The 18,658-nt window shown below is 72.1% G+C and carries 18 protein-coding genes; 15 read left to right on the forward strand and 3 right to left on the reverse strand.

The features are described from left to right. The first annotated feature begins 104 nt into the window (after positions 1 to 104). Together KUM38_RS19115 and thiD are read left to right on the forward strand one after the other, a co-directional pair. Positions 105 to 1,070: a thiamine-phosphate kinase gene (locus KUM38_RS19115; RefSeq protein WP_030866190.1), complete on the forward strand. Its 966-nt coding sequence runs from the start codon at positions 105 to 107 to the stop codon at positions 1,068 to 1,070. Next, a complete protein-coding gene (gene thiD / locus KUM38_RS19120) occupies positions 1,067 to 1,864 on the forward strand; it encodes a bifunctional hydroxymethylpyrimidine kinase/phosphomethylpyrimidine kinase (RefSeq protein ID WP_217130611.1) in 798 nt (265 codons plus the stop codon). The genes KUM38_RS19115 and thiD overlap by 4 nt, the downstream gene beginning before the upstream one ends. Before the next feature lie 236 nt (positions 1,865 to 2,100). On the opposite strand, the gene rpmB is transcribed toward thiD, so the two are convergent. Continuing rightward, complete coding sequence (gene rpmB / locus KUM38_RS19125; RefSeq protein WP_004924906.1) at positions 2,101 to 2,286, reverse strand: 50S ribosomal protein L28; 186 nt, start codon at positions 2,284 to 2,286, stop codon at positions 2,101 to 2,103. Positions 2,287 to 2,553: 267 nt separating this feature from the next. On the opposite strand from rpmB, the gene KUM38_RS19130 reads away from it, so the two are divergent. The 9 genes from KUM38_RS19130 (at position 2,554) to mutM (ending at position 11,584) form a co-directional block, all read left to right on the forward strand. Further along, positions 2,554 to 4,278, forward strand: a complete 1,725-nt coding sequence (locus KUM38_RS19130; protein WP_217130612.1) for a DAK2 domain-containing protein — start codon at positions 2,554 to 2,556, stop codon at positions 4,276 to 4,278. 66 nt (positions 4,279 to 4,344) lie between these two features. Further along, the gene (recG, locus tag KUM38_RS19135; RefSeq protein WP_217130613.1) at positions 4,345 to 6,552 is read left to right on the forward strand and encodes an ATP-dependent DNA helicase RecG; all 2,208 of its coding nucleotides are present in this window, start codon (positions 4,345 to 4,347) and stop codon (positions 6,550 to 6,552) included. Between the two features lie 49 nt (positions 6,553 to 6,601). After that, positions 6,602 to 7,189, forward strand: coding sequence for a 16S rRNA (guanine(966)-N(2))-methyltransferase RsmD (gene rsmD, locus KUM38_RS19140; protein WP_217130614.1), 588 nt, complete (start codon positions 6,602 to 6,604; stop codon positions 7,187 to 7,189). A gap of 26 nt (positions 7,190 to 7,215) precedes the next feature. Next, entirely contained in the window at positions 7,216 to 7,695 is a 480-nt protein-coding gene (gene coaD / locus KUM38_RS19145; RefSeq protein WP_217130615.1) for a pantetheine-phosphate adenylyltransferase, read from the forward strand. 97 nt (positions 7,696 to 7,792) lie between these two features. Further along, entirely contained in the window at positions 7,793 to 8,857 is a 1,065-nt protein-coding gene (locus KUM38_RS19150) for an ATP synthase F0 subunit B (RefSeq protein WP_217130616.1), read from the forward strand. Positions 8,858 to 8,985: 128 nt separating this feature from the next. Next, positions 8,986 to 9,630: a DUF177 domain-containing protein gene (locus KUM38_RS19155; RefSeq protein ID WP_217130617.1), complete on the forward strand. Its 645-nt coding sequence runs from the start codon at positions 8,986 to 8,988 to the stop codon at positions 9,628 to 9,630. A 2-nt stretch (positions 9,631 to 9,632) separates the two neighbouring features. Beyond that, positions 9,633 to 9,806, forward strand: a complete 174-nt coding sequence (gene rpmF, locus KUM38_RS19160) for a 50S ribosomal protein L32 (RefSeq protein WP_003951102.1) — start codon at positions 9,633 to 9,635, stop codon at positions 9,804 to 9,806. 19 nt (positions 9,807 to 9,825) lie between these two features. Further along, complete coding sequence (gene rnc, locus KUM38_RS19165) at positions 9,826 to 10,644, forward strand: ribonuclease III (RefSeq protein WP_217130618.1); 819 nt, start codon at positions 9,826 to 9,828, stop codon at positions 10,642 to 10,644. 79 nt (positions 10,645 to 10,723) lie between these two features. Next, positions 10,724 to 11,584: a bifunctional DNA-formamidopyrimidine glycosylase/DNA-(apurinic or apyrimidinic site) lyase gene (gene mutM / locus KUM38_RS19170; protein WP_217130619.1), complete on the forward strand. Its 861-nt coding sequence runs from the start codon at positions 10,724 to 10,726 to the stop codon at positions 11,582 to 11,584. Here mutM and KUM38_RS19175 read toward each other — a convergent pair. Both KUM38_RS19175 and KUM38_RS19180 read right to left on the reverse strand, forming a co-directional pair. Beyond that, positions 11,557 to 11,955 (reverse strand): helix-turn-helix domain-containing protein, encoded by a 399-nt coding sequence (locus tag KUM38_RS19175; RefSeq protein ID WP_217130620.1) that lies wholly within the window; start codon positions 11,953 to 11,955, stop codon positions 11,557 to 11,559. The genes mutM and KUM38_RS19175 overlap by 28 nt on opposite strands. A gap of 53 nt (positions 11,956 to 12,008) precedes the next feature. After that, the gene (locus KUM38_RS19180) at positions 12,009 to 13,205 is read right to left on the reverse strand and encodes a CAP domain-containing protein (protein ID WP_217130621.1); all 1,197 of its coding nucleotides are present in this window, start codon (positions 13,203 to 13,205) and stop codon (positions 12,009 to 12,011) included. Positions 13,206 to 13,381: 176 nt separating this feature from the next. Here KUM38_RS19180 and KUM38_RS19185 point away from each other — a divergent pair, with 176 nt between their 5' ends. The 4 genes from KUM38_RS19185 to KUM38_RS19200 form a co-directional block, all read left to right on the forward strand. Next, positions 13,382 to 13,663 (forward strand): acylphosphatase, encoded by a 282-nt coding sequence (locus tag KUM38_RS19185; RefSeq protein WP_217130622.1) that lies wholly within the window; start codon positions 13,382 to 13,384, stop codon positions 13,661 to 13,663. A 377-nt stretch (positions 13,664 to 14,040) separates the two neighbouring features. Next, positions 14,041 to 14,244: a hypothetical protein gene (locus tag KUM38_RS19190; protein ID WP_073936471.1), complete on the forward strand. Its 204-nt coding sequence runs from the start codon at positions 14,041 to 14,043 to the stop codon at positions 14,242 to 14,244. 281 nt (positions 14,245 to 14,525) lie between these two features. Beyond that, positions 14,526 to 18,119 (forward strand): chromosome segregation protein SMC, encoded by a 3,594-nt coding sequence (gene smc, locus KUM38_RS19195; protein WP_217130623.1) that lies wholly within the window; start codon positions 14,526 to 14,528, stop codon positions 18,117 to 18,119. A 195-nt stretch (positions 18,120 to 18,314) separates the two neighbouring features. Then, the coding region (locus tag KUM38_RS19200; RefSeq protein WP_217130624.1) for an MFS transporter at positions 18,315 to 18,658 on the forward strand (344 nt) is incomplete at its 3' end.

Here is an 18,658-nt window from a genome sequence, read left to right on the forward strand (position 1 = left end):
GCCGGGGTACAGGCACGGGGGAAGTCGACGGTCATTTCGACCGTAGCGAGGACTCGGACCACTCGCGACCGGGCACGGACAGGGATAGAAGGGTCGAAAGGGAAATGAAGGGCACTGTTGGTGAGCTCGGCGAGTTCGGGCTCATCAGGGAGCTCACCTCCCGTCTCACCACCACCCCGGCGGTCCGGGTCGGCCCCGGCGACGACGCCGCGGTGGTCTCCGCGCCCGACCGCAGGGTCGTGGCCAGCACCGACATCCTGCTGGAGGGCCGGCACTTCCGCCGCGACTGGTCCACGGCCTACGACGTCGGCCGCAAGGCCGCCGCGCAGAACCTCGCCGACATCGCCGCCATGGGCGCCGTGCCGACCGCTCTGCTGCTCGGCCTCGTCGTCCCGGCGGAACTGCCGGTGACCTGGCCCAGCGAGCTGATGGACGGCCTGCGCGACGAGTGCCAGGTGGCCGGTGCCGCGGTCGTCGGCGGCGATGTCGTGCGCGGCGACACGATCATGGTGTCGATCACGGCGCTCGGCGATCTGCGCAACCAGGAGCCCGTGACCCGGGGCGGCGCGCAGCCGGGTGACCTCGTCGCGGTGACCGGCTGGCTGGGCTGGTCCGCGGCCGGGCACGCGGTGCTCTCCCGCGGTTTCCGCTCGCCGCGCGCCTTCGTCGAGGCGCACCGGCGTCCCGAACCGCCGTACCACGCGGGACCGGCCGCCGCCGGTCTCGGCGCGACCGCGATGTGCGACGTGAGCGACGGGCTGATCGCCGACCTCGGGCACATCGCCGAGGCCAGCAAGGTCCGCATCGACATCCGCTCCGGCGCGATCGACATCCCCTCGCAGATGAACGACATCGGCCAGGCCGTCGGCGTCGACCCCATGCAGTGGGTGCTGACCGGGGGAGAGGACCACGCGATCGTGGCGACCTTCCCGCCGGACGTGAAGCTGCCCGCCCGCTGGAAGGTGATCGGCGAGGTGCTCAACCCGTCGGCGCTTCCCCAGGTGACGGTCGACGGGGCGCCCTGGACCACCCAGGGCGGCTGGGACCACTTCGGGGACATCGAGTCATGAGCGCGCCGCCCAGGGTCCTCACCGTGGCCGGCTCCGACTCCGGCGGCGGCGCCGGCATCCAGGCCGACCTGAAGACGATGCTCGCGCTCGGCGTGCACGGCATGAGCGTGCTCACCGCGGTGACCGCGCAGAACTCCCTGGGCGTGCAGGGCGCCTGGGAGCTGCCCGTGGAGGCGGTGCGGGCCCAGTACCGCAGTGTCGTCGACGACATCGGGGTGCAGGCGGTCAAGACCGGCATGCTGTCCTCCGCCGAACTCGTCGAAGCGGTGGCCGACTTGATCGCGGGTACGGACGCGCCGGCGGTCGTCGACCCGGTGGGGGTCTCCAAGCACGGGGACCCGCTGCTGGCCGCCTCCGCGCTGGACTCCGTACGGACGAGGCTGCTGCCGGTGGCGACCGTGGCCACACCGAACCTGGACGAGGTGGCGCAACTGACCGGCGTACGGGTCGAGGCGGAGGACGATCTGCGCCGGGCGGCCCGGGCGGTGCTGGACTTCGGGCCGCGCTGGGTGGTGATCAAGGGCGGCCACCTGTCCGGCGACGCCGTGGACCTGCTCACCGACGGATCCGAGGAACACTGGCTGCGGGCCCCGAGACACGACAACCGCCACACCCACGGCACGGGCTGCACGCTGGCGTCGGCGATCGCGTCACACCTGGCGATGGGCCGCCCGGTCCCGGAGGCGGTGAAGGAGGCCAAGGCCTACGTCACCGGCGCCATAGCCTCCGGCTTCGCCCTGGGCACGGGCATAGGTCCGGTGAACCACGCCTGGAACCTCCAGAAGCAGACCTGAGCCCGCCGCTCCCGCCGTTCCCGCCGTTCCCGCGGACAATCGTGCCGCGGGACGGCACGGGTGGGCTGGGGGTACCCCCTCTGGGGGAGGCACCCCGCAAGCGCCGGGTCGCGCAACCCACCCCGCCTGCCGACCACCTCGCAAACGCGCCGGACCACAGCAAAAAGCCGGCCCACCCCAAGGTGGACCGGCTAAGTGCGGCGAAACCGGCTATGGCCGCGCGCTCAGCGAAAGCGTCAGCGCGAGACCTTGCCGGCCTTGATGCACGAGGTGCAGGCGTTCACGCGCTTCGGCGTCCCGCCGACCACGGTACGCACGCGCTGGATGTTCGGGTTCCAGCGACGGGGCGTACGGCGGTGCGAGTGCGAGATGTTGTTGCCGAAGCCCGGCCCCTTGCCGCAGACGTCGCAGTTGGCAGCCACGGGTCACTCCAAAGACTTCAGATGCACTTACGGTTGATCCCGGCAGGCCGGGATCGAAATTCCGGGCTCCAGGAGCCCCGTGGAATCTGAGTGGCGTTACCGGGTGAAAGGCCCGATCAGATCGGGCAACCGGAGCAGCATACAACGGCTGCACCCGTAGAACGAAACTACCACGGCAGCTCAGAGGCCCGCCTCCAGCCCTCTTCCGGTGGGCGGCGCCCCACGGTCTACGCTGCCTGCCACGGCCGGCAGCTCAGGGAGGCGCAGGTGGCGCAGGTGCCGCAGACATTCTTCGATGCTCTCGCGGTGCGTTCCTGGTGCGGTCTCGCGCTCGAGGCGCTGGGACGGGCCCGGGAGGAGATCGACGCGATCAACGTCTACCCGGTGGCGGACGGGGACACCGGGACGAACCTCTATCTGACCGTCGAGTCGGCGACCGCGGCGGTGGAAGCGGTGTTCGAGGGGCACCAGGCCGGCGGGGACCGGCGGCCCACGCTGGCCGACGCCGTACGGGCGATGGCGCACGGGGCGCTGATCGGCGCCCGCGGCAACTCCGGGACGATCCTGGCGCAGCTGCTGCGCGGCATGGCCCAGGAACTTGCCGGTGACGAGGCCCCGGCGCACGCCGACGGGGAGGGACTGCGGATCGCCCTGCGGCACGCGGCCGACTCCGCGCGCCAGGCGGTCGCGCATCCCGTCGAGGGCACGGTCCTCACCGTCGCCTCGGCCGCCGCCGACGCGGCCGGCCGGACGGAGGGCGACTGCGGGGCGGTGGCGCGGGCGGCCCACGAGGGAGCCCGCGCGGCACTCGCCGAGACCCCGGCCCGGCTGGCCGTCCTCAAGCGCGCCGGAGTGGTCGACGCGGGCGGCAGGGGGCTGGTGGCGGTGCTCGCGGCACTGGTGGAGACGTTCACGGGGGAGGCGCCGCGGGGCATGCCCGCGGTGGGCGGCCCGTGGAGCGGTTCCGTGCGCACCACCGGTCCCGTGCCGCACGCGCGCGTGGAGGAGGCCGGCGGCCTCGGTGAGTGCGCGGACGGCGGTGCCGCGCCGGGAGCGGGGCCCGGGGGACCGGCCTTCGAGGTGATCTATCTGCTGGAGGCCGGGGACGCGGCCGTCGCGCGGCTGCGGAACCGGCTCGACGCGCTGGGCGACTCGCTCGTGGTGGTCGGCGGGGACGGGCTGTGGAACGTCCACGTCCACGTCGACGACGCGGGCGCCGCCGTGGAGGCCGGGGTCGAGGCCGGACGGCCGTACCGGATCCGGATCACCCACTTCGGCGCGGGGGACGTCCACACGACCGGGGCCGAGCCGGCGGCGCCCGGGGAACGCGCTCAGCGGGCCGTCGTGGCCGTGGTGCCCGGCGAGGGCCTGGCGGGTCTGTACGCCGAGGCCGGCGCGACCACCGTGCTGGCCCGTCCCGGGGAGCCGCCCGCGAGCGGTGAACTCGTCCAGGCGGTACGGCGTGCGCACGCGCGGGAGGTGGTGCTGCTGCCCAACGACGCCGACCTGCGCCACACCGCCGCCGCGGCGGCCGAGCAGGTCCGGGCGGAGGGCGTCCGGGTGGCCCTCATCCCGACCCGCTCCGCGGTCCAGGGCATCGCGGCGCTCGCGGTGCACGAGCCGGAGCGCCGCTTCGACGAGGACGTGGTGTCGATGACGTCGGCGGCGGGCGCGACCCGCTACGCCGAGGTCACCGTCGCCGAGCGCCAGTCCTGGACCATGGCGGGCATCTGCCAGGCGGGCGACGTCCTCGGCCTGGTCGACGGGGACGTGGCCGTGATCGGGCAGGACCTCACGGCCACCGCCGAGGCCGTCCTCGACCGCATGCTCGCGGCCGGCGGCGAACTGGTCACCCTGGTCCTCGGCGACGGCACCCCCGATTCCGTCGCCGCGCACCTGGAGACCCGCGTCCGCGAGGGCTACCTCGCCGTCGACACGGTGGTGTACCACGGCGGCAGACAGGGTGCCCTGCTGCTCATCGGGGTGGAGTGACCCCGGCGGGACCTCCGCGAGGAGCCGGGCCCCGGCGCCCGCGTGTTGTCAGTGTCGTGGTGTGCAATGGATCCCGTGCCCGCACTCGACGAACCACTGAAGAAGGTGCTCGGCCCCGCCACCGCCAAGGTGATGGCCGAGCATCTCGGCCTGCACACCGTCGGCGACCTCCTGCACCACTACCCGCGCAGATACGAGGAGCGCGGCCAGCTCACCCACCTCGCCGACCTCCCCATGGACGAGCACGTCACGGTGGTCGCCCAGGTCGCCGACGCCCGCCTGCACACCTTCGCCTCCGCCAAGGCCCCGCGCGGCAAGGGCCAGCGCCTGGAGGTGACCATCACGGACGGCAGCGGCCGGCTGCAGCTGGTCTTCTTCGGCGCCGGTGTCCACAAACCGCACAAGGAACTCCTGCCGGGCACCCGCGCGATGTTCGCCGGCAAGGTCTCCGTCTTCAACCGCCGCCTCCAGCTCGCCCACCCGGCGTACGAGTTGCTGCGCGGTGACGCCGAGGAGACGGTCGAGACCTGGGCCGGCGCCCTCATCCCGATCTACCCCGCCACCGCCAAGCTGGAGTCCTGGAAGATCGGCAAGGCGCTCCAGACGGTGCTGCCCAGCGCCCAGGAGGCCGTCGACCCCCTTCCGGAGTCCCTCCGCGCGGGCCGTGGCCTGGTCGCCCTCCCCGAAGCACTCCTCAAGATCCACCGCCCGCACACCAAGGCGGACATCGAGGACGCCCGCGCCCGCCTCAAGTGGGACGAGGCCTTCGTCCTCCAGGTCGCCCTCGCCCGCCGCCGCCACGCCGACGCGCAGCTTCCCGCCGTGGCCCGCCGCCCCAAGCCGGACGGCCTCCTCACCGCCTTCGACGACCGCCTCCCCTTCACCCTCACCGAGGGCCAGCAGAAGGTCTCCGCCGAGATCTTCGCCGACCTCGCCACCGAACACCCCATGCACCGCCTGCTCCAGGGCGAGGTGGGATCGGGCAAGACGCTGGTCGCCCTGCGCGCCATGCTCGCCGTCGTCGACGCGGGCGGACAGGCGGCGATGCTCGCGCCCACCGAAGTGCTCGCCCAGCAGCACCACCGGTCGGTCACCGAGATGATGGGGGAGCTGGCCGAGGGCGGGATGCTCGGCGGAGCCGACGGCGCCACCAAGGTGGTGCTGCTCACCGGGTCCATGGGGGCGGCGGCGCGGCGCCACGCGCTGCTCGACCTGGCCACCGGTGAGGCCGGTGTCGTCATCGGCACGCACGCGCTGATCGAGGACAAGGTGCAGTTCCACGACCTGGGGCTGGTCGTGGTCGACGAACAGCACCGCTTCGGTGTGGAGCAGCGCGACGCCCTGCGCGGCAAGGGCAAGCAGCCCCCGCACCTGCTCGTCATGACCGCCACCCCCATTCCGCGCACGGTCGCGATGACGGTCTTCGGCGACCTGGAGACCTCCGTCCTCGACCAGCTCCCGGCCGGCCGCTCGCCCATCGCCAGCCATGTCGTCCCGGCCGCCGACAAGCCGCACTTCCTCGCCCGCGCCTGGGAGCGCGTCCGCGAGGAGGTCGCGAACGGGCACCAGGCGTACGTGGTCTGCCCGCGCATCGGTGACGAGGAGGACGACCCGAAGAAGGCCGGCAGGAAGAAGTCCCCCGAGGACGAGGCGGAGAAGCGGCCCCCGCTCGCCGTCCTGGACATCGCGGAGCAACTGGCGAAAGGGCCGCTGCGAGGGCTCCGGGTCGAGGTCCTGCACGGGCGCATGCAGCCCGACGACAAGGACGCCGTCATGCGCCGCTTCGCCGCCGGCGAGGCCGACGTCCTGGTCGCCACGACCGTCATCGAGGTCGGGGTCAACGTCCCCAACGCCACCGCGATGGTGATCATGGACGCCGACCGCTTCGGCGTCTCCCAGCTCCACCAGCTGCGCGGCCGGGTCGGCCGCGGCTCGGCCCCGGGCCTGTGTCTGCTGGTCACCGAGATGCCCGAGGCGAGCGCGGCCCGGCAGCGGCTGAACGCCGTCGCCTCCACCCTCGACGGCTTCGAACTCTCCCGCATCGACCTGGAGCAGCGCCGCGAGGGTGATGTCCTGGGCCAGGCCCAGTCCGGTACCCGCTCCAGCCTGCGCGTGCTCGCCGTCATCGACGACGAGGAGATCATCGCCGAGGCGAGGGAGGAGGCGGCGGCGGTGGTGTCCGCCGACCCGGACCTGACGGGCCTGCCCGCCCTGCGCACGGCGCTGGACGCCCTGCTGGACGACGAGCGGGAGCAGTACCTGGAGAAGGGCTGACAGACTGGGACGGCCCACCGACCAGCACACACCGACAAGGACCGAGGACATGACTCGCGTGATCGCCGGCGCGGCCGGCGGACGCCGCCTGGCCGTTCCGCCGGGACAGGGGACCCGCCCGACCTCCGACCGTGCGCGCGAGGGCCTCTTCTCCACCTGGCAGTCCCTGCTCGGCGGCCCGCTGGACGGCGACCGCGTCCTCGACCTGTACGCCGGGTCCGGCGCCGTCGGCCTGGAGGCACTGTCCCGTGGCGCGGGACACGTCCTGCTGGTGGAGGCCGACGCCCGCGCCGTCCGCACGGTCCGGGAGAACGTGAAGTCGCTCGGACTCCCCGGCGCCGAGGTCAGATCCGGCAAAGCGGAACAGATCATCCGTGCCGCGCCCCCGCAGGAGCCCTACGACCTCGTCTTCCTCGACCCGCCCTACGCCGTCTCCGACGCCGATCTTCGCGAGATCCTGCTCACACTCCGCGCGGAGGGCTGGCTCGCCGAAGAAGCCCTCGTCACCGTGGAGCGCAGCACCCGAGGAGGGGAATTCGGCTGGCCGCCCGGCTTCGAGGCGATCCGGGCCCGTCGCTACGGCGAGGGAACGTTTTGGTACGGTCGCGCCGCCTCTACGTGCGAAGACGCACGATGACCGGACCGGAGAGCGAGGGATCACAAGTGCGCCGCGCCGTATGCCCCGGGTCGTTCGACCCGATCACCAACGGACACCTCGACATCATCGCCCGGGCCTCCCGGCTGTACGACGAGGTCTACGTCGCGGTGATGATCAACCAGTCCAAGAAGGGCCTGTTCGAGATCGAGGAGCGGATCGACCTGATCCGCCGGGTCACCGCCGAGTACGGCAACGTCCGCGTCGAGGCCTTCCACGGCCTGCTCGTCGACTTCTGCAAGCAGCGCGAGATCCCGGCCATCGTCAAGGGCCTGCGCGCGGTCAGCGACTTCGACTACGAACTGCAGATGGCCCAGATGAACAACGGCCTCTCGGGCGTGGAGACCCTCTTCGTGCCCACCAACCCCACCTACAGCTTCCTGTCCTCCTCGCTCGTCAAGGAGGTCGCGGCCTGGGGCGGCGACGTCGCCCACCTGGTGCCGCCGGAGGTCCTGACGGCCCTCACCGAACGCCTGCGCCGGGACTGACCGTCCGTACCGGCCGTCCGGTGTCCACCGGACGCCCCGGGGTCGTACAGTCGTCCCGTCCGTCTCCAACACAGCTGTAGAGAGTGGCGAGCACACGGTGGACGTGCAGAAGAAGCTCGATGAGATCGTCGCCGCGGTCTCCAGTGCCCGGTCGATGCCCATGTCGGCCTCGTGCGTGGTCAACCGCGCCGAACTGCTCGCGATGCTCGAAGAGGTGCGCGCGGCGCTGCCCGACTCCCTCGCCCAGGCCGAGGAACTGATCGGCGGCCGGGAGCAGATGGTCGAGCAGGCCCGCCAGGAGGCCGAGCGGATCATCGAGGGCGCGCACGCCCAGCGCGGCTCCCTGATCTCCGACACCGAGATCGCCCGCCGTTCGCAGTCCGAGGCCGACCGGATCCTCGGGGAGGCCCGCAAGGAGGCCGAGGAGATCCGCGCGGAGGCCGACGACTACGTCGACTCCAAGCTGGCCAACTTCGAGGTCGTCCTCACCAAGACGCTCGGCTCGGTCGGCCGCGGCCGCGAGAAGCTGCTCGGCACCGGCCCCGGCCTCGACGAGCAGGGCTACGAGGACGAGGACGCCCCCGAGCGCAGCCACGACCCGGAGACCCTGCGCCGCACCGCCGACGAGTACGTCGACGTCAAGCTCGGCGCCTTCGAGGCGGTCCTCGCCAAGACCCTGGAGGCGGTGGGGCGGGGCCGCCAGAAGCTGCACGGCCGGATCGCCACCGACGACCTCGGCGCCCTCGCCGACGACCCGACGACCGTCCAGCACTCCAGCGACGCCGACTACCTCGCCGACCTCGCGTCCCTCGCCGAGCAGGACGCCGCCCCGGCCAAGCGGCCCGAGCCGCAGCGGCAGACCTACGCCCAGCCGGAGCCCGCGTACGGCTATCAGCAGCAGCCGGACCCCTATGCCGACTACCAGCAGCAGTACGGCGGCGGGCAGGACGCCTACGGCTATCAGCAGCAGCCGGACCCGTACGCCGCGTACCAGGGCTACGACGCGCAGGCGTACGACCCGAACCAGGGGCAGCAGGCCGGGCACGACCAGCAGGCGCAGCAGGCCCAGCAGGGCTACGCCCTGGACGAGACCAGCCTCTTCGACACCAGCATGATCACGCCCGAACAGCTGCGGGCCTACGAGCGCGAGCGGGGTCTGTAGGGGCGGATTGGGCCGAGAGCGAAAGGTCCAGTATCCTGGCTCTTCGGTCGCGCTTGTGTCCGCGATCCACGCTGCCCGGGAACATCGCACGGCAGCGGTACCTCTGAGCTCGAAGACCGAAAGCAGGAATGGCTCTGAACGCCCGCCTCGACCACCGCAACCCCCTCGTGTTCGACACGCACGAGCTGGGGCGGCGGCCCGGTGCGCTGCAGCGCCTGACCCGCACGGTCGACGCTCCCCAGGACTTCGGGATCAAGGATGTCATCGGAGTGCCGGAAGGCGCCCCGGTGGAGCTCGAACTCCGGCTCGAGTCGGTCATGGAAGGTGTGCTCGTCACAGGCACCGCCCGTGCCAAGGCCGAGGGGGAGTGCGTAAGGTGTCTGGAGCCGCTGGAGCAGGAGCTCGAAGCGGACTTCCAGGAGATGTTCTCGTACCCTGACGCCGACGACCGGGGCCGCGTGATCGCGGAACCGGGCGACGACGCCGAGGACGACGAGGACAGGCTCTTCCTCGAGGACGGCATGTTCGACCTCGAGCCCGTGCTGCGCGATGCGGTGGTGCTCGCACTGCCGATGCAGCCGGTGTGCCGGGAAGACTGCCCGGGTCTGTGCTCCGAGTGCGGAGCACGGCTCGCCGACGACCCGGACCACCACCACGACGCCGTCGACATCCGTTGGGCGGCTTTGCAGGGACTCGCCGGCACCGTCAAGGACGGCGAGAAGGACGAGATGAGCGGCGCCGAACCTGGCGTCGACGAGAAGCAGGAGAAGTAGCCGTGGCTGTTCCGAAGCGGAAGATGTCGCGCAGCAACACGCGCCACCGCCGGTCGCAGTGGAAGGCTGCGGTCCCCACCCTGGTTGCGTGCGAGCGCTGCCACGAGCCCAAGCAGCAGCACATCGCGTGCCCGTCTTGCGGCACTTACAACAAGCGCCAGGTCCTCGAGGTCTGAGCGGCCGGTGAGAGGCACTGTGTCGACGCCGAAGAAGAACTCAGCGGACAACCAGGCCTCGTCCCACACGCTTCTGGAAGGGCGGCTCGGGTACAAGCTCGAGTCCGCCCTTCTGGTGCGTGCGCTGACCCACCGTTCCTACGCGTACGAGAACGGCGGCCTGCCGACGAACGAGCGGCTGGAGTTCCTCGGGGACTCCGTGCTCGGCCTCGTCGTCACGGACACGCTGTACCGCACCCACCCCGACCTGCCCGAAGGCCAGCTGGCCAAGCTGCGGGCCGCGGTGGTCAACTCGCGTGCGCTGGCGGAGGTGGGCCGTGGGCTCGACCTGGGCTCCTTCATCCGGCTCGGCCGTGGTGAAGAGGGCACGGGCGGCCGGGACAAGGCGTCCATCCTCGCCGACACCCTGGAAGCGGTGATCGGCGCGGTCTATCTCGACCAGGGCCTGGACTCGGCGGCGGAGCTGGTGCACCGCCTGTTCGACCCCCTGATCGAGAAGTCCTCCAACCTCGGTGCCGGCCTGGACTGGAAGACCAGTCTCCAGGAGCTCACCGCGACCGAAGGACTCGGCGTGCCCGAGTACCTGGTCACGGAGACCGGCCCCGACCACGAGAAGACCTTCACTGCTGCCGCCCGCGTCGGAGGCGTCTCGTACGGCACCGGCACCGGCCGCAGCAAGAAGGAGGCGGAGCAGCAGGCCGCCGAGTCCGCGTGGCGCGCCATCCGGGCCGCGGCGGACGAGCGCGCCGAGGCGGCGGCGCTGGCCGAGGAGACCGTCCGGGCCGCCGAAGCCAACGCCTCCGGGAAGGGCGCCGACGCCCCGTCGGCCTCCGCCTGACGCACCACACGACCCGAGCGCCCGCCCCGCACCGGGGCGGGCGCTCGGTGCTCGTCCACCGTTTCTTGGAGGGGAACCCATGCCCGAGCTGCCCGAGGTCGAGGTCGTACGGCGCGGACTCGAGCGGTGGGTCGCCCACCGGACCGTCGCCGACGCCGAGGTGCTGCACCCGCGCGCGGTACGCCGTCACGTCGCCGGCGCCGACGACTTCGCGCACCGGCTCAAGGGGCACCGCATCGGCGTCCCCAGCCGCCGCGGCAAGTACCTGTGGCTGCCCCTGGCGGACACCGGCCAGTCGGTCCTGGCCCACCTCGGCATGAGCGGCCAGCTGCTGGTCCAGCCGCACACGGCGCCGGACGAGAAGCACCTGCGCGTCCGCGTCCGCTTCACCGACGCCCTGGACACCGAACTCCGCTTCGTCGACCAGCGCACCTTCGGCGGTCTGTCGCTGCACGACACCACCCCCGACGGACTGCCCGACGTCATCGCGCACATCGCCCGGGACCCCCTCGACCCGCTCTTCGACGAGGAGGCGTTCCACCAGGCGCTGCGCCGCAGGCGGACCACCATCAAACGGGCCCTGCTCGACCAGTCACTGATCAGCGGCGTCGGCAACATCTACGCCGACGAGGCGCTGTGGCGGGCCCGCATCCACTACGAGCGCCCGACGGCCGGCTTCACCCGCCCGCGCACCCTGCTCCTGCTGGGCCACGTCCGGGACGTCATGAACGCCGCGCTCGCGGTGGGCGGCACCAGCTTCGACAGTCTCTACGTCAACGTCAACGGGGAGTCCGGCTACTTCGACCGGTCCCTGGACGCGTACGGCCGTGAGGGGCTGCCCTGCCGCCGCTGCGGTACGCCGATGCGCCGACGGGCGTGGATGAACCGGTCCAGCTACTTCTGCCCGAGGTGTCAGCGGGCGCCGCGCGTCTCGTCGTAGCGCTCACGGGCCCGGAGCACGGCGTCCATGCTGCCCTCGACGCACTCGATGAGGGACAGCAGACGCCGGGTGACCTCGTGGCCCAGCGGGGTCAGTTCGTAGTCCACGCGGGGCGGGTTGGTCGGCTGGGCCTCGCGGTGCACCAGGCCGTCGCGCTCCAGCGCGTGCAGCGTCTGGGAGAGCATCTTCTCGCTCACCCCGTCGACCCGGCGGCGCAGCTCGTTGAACCGGAGCGAGCCCTCGTGGAGCGCGCCGAGGGTCAACGCGCCCCAGCGTCCGGTCACATGCTCCAGCGTGCCGCGGGACGGGCACGCCTTGGCGAACACGTTGAAGGGGAACTCCTGCTCCTCCGGGCGCCGCACGGTCGTCATGAGACCAGCCTACGTCAGAGCAGCGCTGACCATCGGATTGCGCTAACTGAAAGTCAGTACCCGAAGTTCTGGGTCCACCACGGACCGCCCGACCCCATGTGGACGCCCACGCCCAGCGTCTTGAAGTCGCAGTTCAGTATGTTCGCCTTGTGGCCGGGGCTGTCCATCCAGGCCTGCATCACGGACTCGGCGTCGGTCTGGCCCCGGGCGATGTTCTCGCCGCCCAGGTTGCCTATGCCGGCCGCCTTGGCCCGGTCCCACGGGGTGTCGCCGTCGGGGTCCGTGTGGTCGAAGAAGCCCCGGGCGGCCATGTCGTCGCTGAACGCCGTGGCCAGACCGGCCAGCGCGCTGTCCGCGGTGACCGGGCTGCACCCCGCCTTGGCCCGCTCCACGTTGACCAGCCGGAGCACCTCGGCCCCGGCGACGGCCTCCGCCGACCCGGTCACCGGACTGCTCGTCTTCTTCTCCGGCTCCGGCGTCGCCTTGCGGGACGGCGCCTCCTCCGCGGTCTTCTCCGGGGCCGCCGCGGTCTCCTTCTTCTCCGGGGTCTTCTTCTCCGGGGTCTTCGTCGGCTTGGCCGACGCCGAGGCCGGCGCGGACGGCTCGGGCGAGGTGGAGCGCTCGGTGTCGCGGCTCGCCGGGGTGCCGGCGTCACGGCTCGGGCTCTCCAGGCTGCCGGACCTGCCGCCCTGCTCACCGGGCGAGTTGGTGGGCAGGTCCCCGGCCTGCACGCTGTCACCGGAGGTGCTGTCGCCGCCGAGCCGGTAGTTCTCCAGACCGGGCACCGCGCCCGTGGCCACCGCCACCGTGCCGAGGGCCACCGCGGCGGAGACACCGAGCAGGCCGGTACGGACCGGGGCCGCGGCCTTCTTCTTCCGGCGCCGGTGCCCGCCGCTGCGGGGCGCGTCGTCGGGCGCGAGGCCGTCACCGGCGAAGGCGTGGCCGATCCGGTCCGGGCCCGTCGGGAAGTCGGCGTCCGGGAAGCCGCCGCGGGTGAAGTCGCCGTGGGTGAAGTCGCCGCCCCCGGCGGGGATTCCGGCGCCGTCCGTCGCGTAGAGGTAGGCCTCGCTCTTCGCGTACGTCTCGGCGTACGCCTGCGGGTTCAGATACGGCGCGGTGCCCATCGTGGGCGGGCCGTCCCTCCGGTCGTCTCTCGGGTGCGGGCCGCCGTCGTAAAGGTCTTCGTGGGTGACCCCGGTGGCGCGGCCCGTGGCGGCGCGGTCGGCGGCGGAGCGTCGGTGGCGTCCCATGTCCTGGCCTTCCTCGTCCTCGCGGTCGACTCGTGCTGGCGACCAACCCGAAACGCGACGATCACGAAACTCATACGAACGAGTGAGTTTCATATGAGATTCATGGGTGGGGACGCTACCGCATGGCGCAAGGGCACAGTGTGCCCCTAGTGGCTTTGTCCGGTTAGGTTGCAGCCATGAGCGAGGATGTGCGACTGGTCGCCTGGGTGCGCGGTCATGTCCAAGGTGTGGGTTTCCGCTGGTTCACCCGGGCCAAGGCGCTGGAGATCGGCGGCCTGAGTGGTTTTGCTCTCAATCTGGGCGACGGCAGGGTCCAAGTGGTCGCCGAGGGCGCTCGCGAACGCTGCGAGGGGCTGCTCGGCTGGCTCCAGGGCGGCGACACGCCCGGACGCGTGGACGGAGTCACCGAGATCTGGGACACACCGCGCGGCGGCTACGAGGGCTTCGCCGTCCGCTGATCCCGCCCGCTCCGGCGGCCCCGAGCGTCACGGGCGGTCCGGGCGACAGGCCCTTTCCGGAGAAAAAGTCCTGGTGATTGCCGAGAAGGGCTTGCCGTGGGCGGCGCCGGCCGCCAAGATGATCGCCACGTCCCGAGGACCCGTGAGACGCGCGCCGCCGCCGTTCGCCGGCCGTGCGCACCCGGTTGTCCGCCAATACGGGGCGTGATCGTGTTGACCCTCAAACTTTTTGGTGAGACGCTGAAAGCCCCGCGCACCTTAGCTGTTTGGCATGGCTGAACGGCAGCACAACTCCAGGCCTGCCAAGCACCGCGGGTGCGAATCCCTCACGACCCACACCGCATCGGTCGGTCACTCAGTGTGGAGGACCATCCATCATGGCAAAGGCGCTTCTCGGTTACGTCGGCGGCTCCGACCCGCGACTCCTCGCCGAGATGCGACGGCTCCAGCAGCGCGTCCAGGACCTGGAATCCGAGCTCGTACGGATCCAGGCGGAGAACGACGCGCTTTCGGCTGCCGCTTCTCACGACAGGATCATGGAGAGCGTTGACGCACACCAGGCGGAGCCTGCGCTCACCTGATCATCGCACCGCTGATCACTTCACCGCTGTACGAACAGCACAGCAGTGGTCGGGCCCGCCCGTCACCACCGCCAAGCAGTCAGAATTGCAAGGGACGCCCCGGCGTCCCTTCTTTCTTTCCCGCCTCCGCGACCTCGCCCCGGCACCCGCGCCCCCGCGCACGGCGCTCCTTGTCCCGCGCATCCTTTCACCGTCTTCAACGTCTGGTGTGCCCTGCGCGTTCACCCGCGAAACCGTGCGTTCATGGAGTGAGACCTGACCGGCGGGTAGAGTCCGACGGCGTGCACCTCAAGGCCCTGACCCTCCGCGGCTTCAAGTCGTTCGCCTCCGCGACCACACTCCGCTTCGAGCCGGGGATCACCTGCGTCGTGGGGCCGAACGGCTCGGGCAAGTCCAATGTCGTGGACGCGCTCAGCTGGGTCATGGGCGAGCAGGGCGCCAAGTCGCTGCGCGGCGGCAAGATGGAGGACGTCATCTTCGCCGGCACCACCGGCCGCCCGCCGCTGGGCCGTGCCGAGGTGTCCTTGACCATCGACAACTCCGACGGCGCCCTCCCCATCGAGTACGCCGAGGTCACCATCACGCGGATCATGTTCCGCAACGGCGGCAGCGAGTACCAGATCAACGGCGACACCTGCCGGCTCCTCGACATCCAGGAGCTGCTCTCCGACTCCGGCATCGGCCGGGAGATGCACGTCATCGTCGGCCAGGGCCGGCTCGACTCCGTGCTGCACGCCGACCCCACGGGCCGCCGCGCCTTCATCGAGGAGGCCGCCGGCGTCCTCAAGCACCGCAAGCGCAAGGAGAAGGCGCTGCGGAAGCTGGACGCGATGCAGGCCAACCTCGCCCGCGTGCAGGACCTCACCGAAGAGCTGCGGCGCCAGCTCAAGCCGCTCGGCCGCCAGGCCGCCGTCGCGCGACGGGCCGCCGTCATCCAGGCCGACCTGCGCGACGCCCGGCTGCGGCTGCTCGCCGACGACCTCGTACGGCTGCGCGAGGCGCTGCAGGCCGAGATCGCCGACGAGGCGGCCCTCAAGGAGCGCAAGGAGGCGACCGAGGCCGAGCTGGGGAAGGCCCTCCGGCGCGAGGCCCACCTGGAGGACGAGGTGCGCCGGCTCACCCCGCGGCTGCAGAACGCCCAGCAGACCTGGTACGAGCTCTCCCAGCTCGCCGAGCGGGTGCGCGGCACGATCTCGCTGGCCGACGCGCGCGTGAAGAGCGCGACCTCCGCGCCCCCCGAGGAGCGGCGCGGCCGGGACCCGGAGGACATGGAGCGCGAGGCCGCGCGCATCCGGGAACAGGAGGCCGAACTGGAGGCCGCCCTGGAGGCGGCCGAACGCGCCCTGGAGGACACGGTCGCCCACCGCGCGGAGCTGGAACGCGAACTCGCCCAGGAGGAACGGCGCCTGAAGGACGCCGCGCGGGCCATCGCCGACCGGCGTGAAGGGCTTGCCCGGCTCAAGGGACAGGTGGGCGCGGCCCGTTCGCGTGCCGCCGCCGCCCAGGCCGAGATCGAGCGGCTGGCCGCCGCCCGTGACGAGGCCCGGGAGCGGGCCGTCGCCGCGCAGGAGGAGTACGAGGCCCTCAAGGCCGAGGTCGACGGCCTCGACGCGGGCGACGCCGAACTCGCCGAGCGGCACGAGGACGCCAAGCGGCGGCTCGCGGAGGCCGAGACCGCACTCACCGCCGCCCGCGAGGCGGTCACCGCCGCGGAACGAAGGCGCGCCGCGACCCAGGCCCGCCACGAGGCCCTCGCGCTCGGCCTGCGCCGCAAGGACGGCACCGGCGCCCTGCTGGGCGCGAAGGACCGCCTCACGGGACTGCTGGGCCCGGCCGCGGAGCGGCTGACGGTGACGGCCGGCTACGAGGTACCGCTCGCAGCCGCGCTCGGCACGGCGGCGGACGCCCTCGCGGTGACCTCACCGTCCGCCGCGGCCGAGGCGATCCGCCTGCTGCGCAAACAGGACGCAGGCCGGGCGGCCCTGCTCCTGGCGGGAGCACCGGAGCTCCGCAGGGGCGCGGGGAACCGCGCGACCGGCCACGACGGACCCGCAGCCGCCGGACCGCCCGCCTCCGCCCTTCCCGCCGAGCACCTCGTGAGCGGACCCGCCGCCCTCATGCCGGCCGTACGACGGCTCCTGCACGGCATCGTCGTCGTCGGCACCCTGGAGGACGCCGAGGAAGTCGTCGCCGCCCACTCCGACCTCACCGCCGTCACCGCCGAAGGCGACCTGCTCGGCGCCCACTTCGCGCAGGGCGGTTCGGCAGGCGCCCCCAGCCTGCTGGAAGTACAGGCGTCCGTGGACGAGGCCGCCGCCGAGCTGGAGGAGCTGGCCGTGCGGTGCGCGGAGCTGGCCGAGGCGCAGGAGACGGCGGCCGGGCGGCGCCGGGAGTGCGCGGCCCTCGTCGAGGACCTCGGGGAGCGGCGCCGGGCCGCGGACCGGGAGAAGTCCTCCGTCGCCCAGCAGCTCGGCCGGCTCGCCGGGCAGGCGCGCGGCGCCGCGGGGGAGGCCGAGCGGGCCGGCGCCGCCGCGGCCCGGGCACAGGAAGCCCTCGAGACCGCGCTCACCGACGTCGAGGAACTCGCCGAACGACTCGAGGTCGCCGAGGAGGCGCCGTACGAGGAGGAGCCCGACACCTCCGTGCGCGACCGGCTCGCCGCCGACGGGGCCAACGCCCGCCAGACCGAGATGGAGGCCCGCCTCCAGGCCCGTACGCACGAGGAACGGGTCAAGGGGCTCGCCGGACGGGCCGACTCACTGGACCGCGCCGCCCGCGCGGAACGCGAGGCACGCGCGCGTGCCGAACAGCGCCGGGCCCGGCTGCGGCACGAGGCCGCCGTCGCCGGGGCCGTCGCCTCCGGCGCCCGGCAGCTCCTCGCGCACGTCGAGGTCTCCCTCGCCCGCGCCGACCAGGAGCGCACCGCCGCCGACGCGGCCAGGGCCCATCGTGAGCAGGAACTCGCCCGTGCCCGCACCGAGGGGCGCGATCTCAAGGCGGAACTCGACAAGTTGACGGATTCGGTTCACCGGGGCGAGGTACTCGGCGCCGAGAAACGGCTGCGGATGGAGCAGCTGGAGACCAAGGCGCTGGAGGAGCTGGGTGTCGAACCGGCCGGGCTGGTGGCGGAGTACGGCCCGCAGCAGCCGGTGCCGCCCTCGCCCCCCGCCGAGGGCGAGCAGCTGCCGGAGGACCCGGACCACCCGCGCAACAGGCCCCGCCCCTTCGTGCGGGCCGAGCAGGAGAAGCGCCTGAAGGCCGCCGAGCGCGCCTACCAGCAGCTCGGCAAGGTGAACCCGCTCGCCCTGGAGGAGTTCGCGGCGCTCGAGGAACGCCACCAGTTCCTCAGCGAGCAGCTGGAGGACCTGAGGAAGACCCGCGCGGACCTGCTCCAGGTCGTCAAGGAGGTCGACGAACGCGTCGAACAGGTCTTCACCGAGGCCTACCGGGACACCGCGCGCGAGTTCGAGGGCGTCTTCTCCCGGCTGTTCCCGGGCGGTGAGGGGCGCCTGGTGCTGACCGACCCCGACAACATGCTCACCACGGGCGTGGACGTCGAGGCGCGTCCGCCCGGGAAGAAGGTCAAGCGCCTCTCCCTGCTCTCGGGCGGCGAGCGGTCGCTGACCGCCGTGGCGATGCTCGTGTCGATCTTCAAGGCGCGGCCCAGCCCGTTCTACGTCATGGACGAGGTCGAGGCCGCCCTCGACGACACCAACCTCCAGCGGCTGATCCGGATCATGCAGGAGCTGCAGGAGGCCTCGCAGCTGATCGTGATCACGCACCAGAAGCGCACCATGGAGGTCGCCGACGCGCTGTACGGCGTCTCCATGCAGGGCGACGGCGTATCCAAGGTCATCAGCCAGCGTCTGCGCTAGAACGGCACCAAGTCTTCAAGTTCTGAACAACCCCTCCTTTGGTGCGTCTCCAAACTCACACGACAACACCTATTGACTTCAAAAGTTGAAGACATAGTCTCTGCAATGTTGTTTTTACCTTCAGGTACCTTCAGCTGGACCTCGAAGGGCTGATCCCCCACCCGGCGATGTTGCCGGTGGCCCGAGGAGTAGAACGTGACCAGCACATCGCAGGCACAGCAGTCAGGAGCCCGGGCGGCTCATCCCGAACATCTCGGGCACGTCGTCTTCATCGCGGCGGCGGCCGCCATGGGCGGTTTCCTCTTCGGCTACGACAGCTCCGTGATCAACGGTGCGGTCGAGGCCGTCCGCGACCGTTACGGCATCGGCTCCGCCGCGCTCGCGCAGGTCATCGCCGTCGCCCTGATCGGCTGTGCCGTCGGCGCCGCGACCGCCGGCCGCATAGCCGACCGCATCGGCCGCATCCGGTGCATGCAGATCGCCGCGGTCCTGTTCACCGTCAGCGCCGTCGGCTCCGCGCTGCCCTTCGCGCTGTGGGA

Origin of the sequence: Streptomyces sp. AC558_RSS880 (assembly GCF_019049255.1) — a bacterium.
Classification (GTDB): Bacteria; Actinomycetota; Actinomycetes; order Streptomycetales; family Streptomycetaceae; genus Streptomyces.

Bases quoted from the DNA above. Each gene is read 5' to 3' on its own strand.
- mutM (WP_217130619.1), top strand. From the start codon at position 10,724: ATGCCCGAGCTGCCCGAGGTCGAGGTCGTACGGCGCGGACTCGAGCGG.
- KUM38_RS19115 (WP_030866190.1), top strand. From the start codon at position 105: ATGAAGGGCACTGTTGGTGAGCTCGGCGAGTTCGGGCTCATCAGGGAG.
- thiD (WP_217130611.1), top strand. From the start codon at position 1,067: ATGAGCGCGCCGCCCAGGGTCCTCACCGTGGCCGGCTCCGACTCCGGC.
- KUM38_RS19190 (WP_073936471.1), top strand. From the start codon at position 14,041: ATGGCAAAGGCGCTTCTCGGTTACGTCGGCGGCTCCGACCCGCGACTC.
- recG (WP_217130613.1), top strand. From the start codon at position 4,345: ATGGATCCCGTGCCCGCACTCGACGAACCACTGAAGAAGGTGCTCGGC.
- KUM38_RS19155 (WP_217130617.1), top strand. From the start codon at position 8,986: ATGGCTCTGAACGCCCGCCTCGACCACCGCAACCCCCTCGTGTTCGAC.
- KUM38_RS19180 (WP_217130621.1), bottom strand. From the start codon at position 13,205: ATGGGACGCCACCGACGCTCCGCCGCCGACCGCGCCGCCACGGGCCGC.
- KUM38_RS19175 (WP_217130620.1), bottom strand. From the start codon at position 11,955: ATGACGACCGTGCGGCGCCCGGAGGAGCAGGAGTTCCCCTTCAACGTG.
- KUM38_RS19185 (WP_217130622.1), top strand. From the start codon at position 13,382: ATGAGCGAGGATGTGCGACTGGTCGCCTGGGTGCGCGGTCATGTCCAA.
- rsmD (WP_217130614.1), top strand. From the start codon at position 6,602: ATGACTCGCGTGATCGCCGGCGCGGCCGGCGGACGCCGCCTGGCCGTT.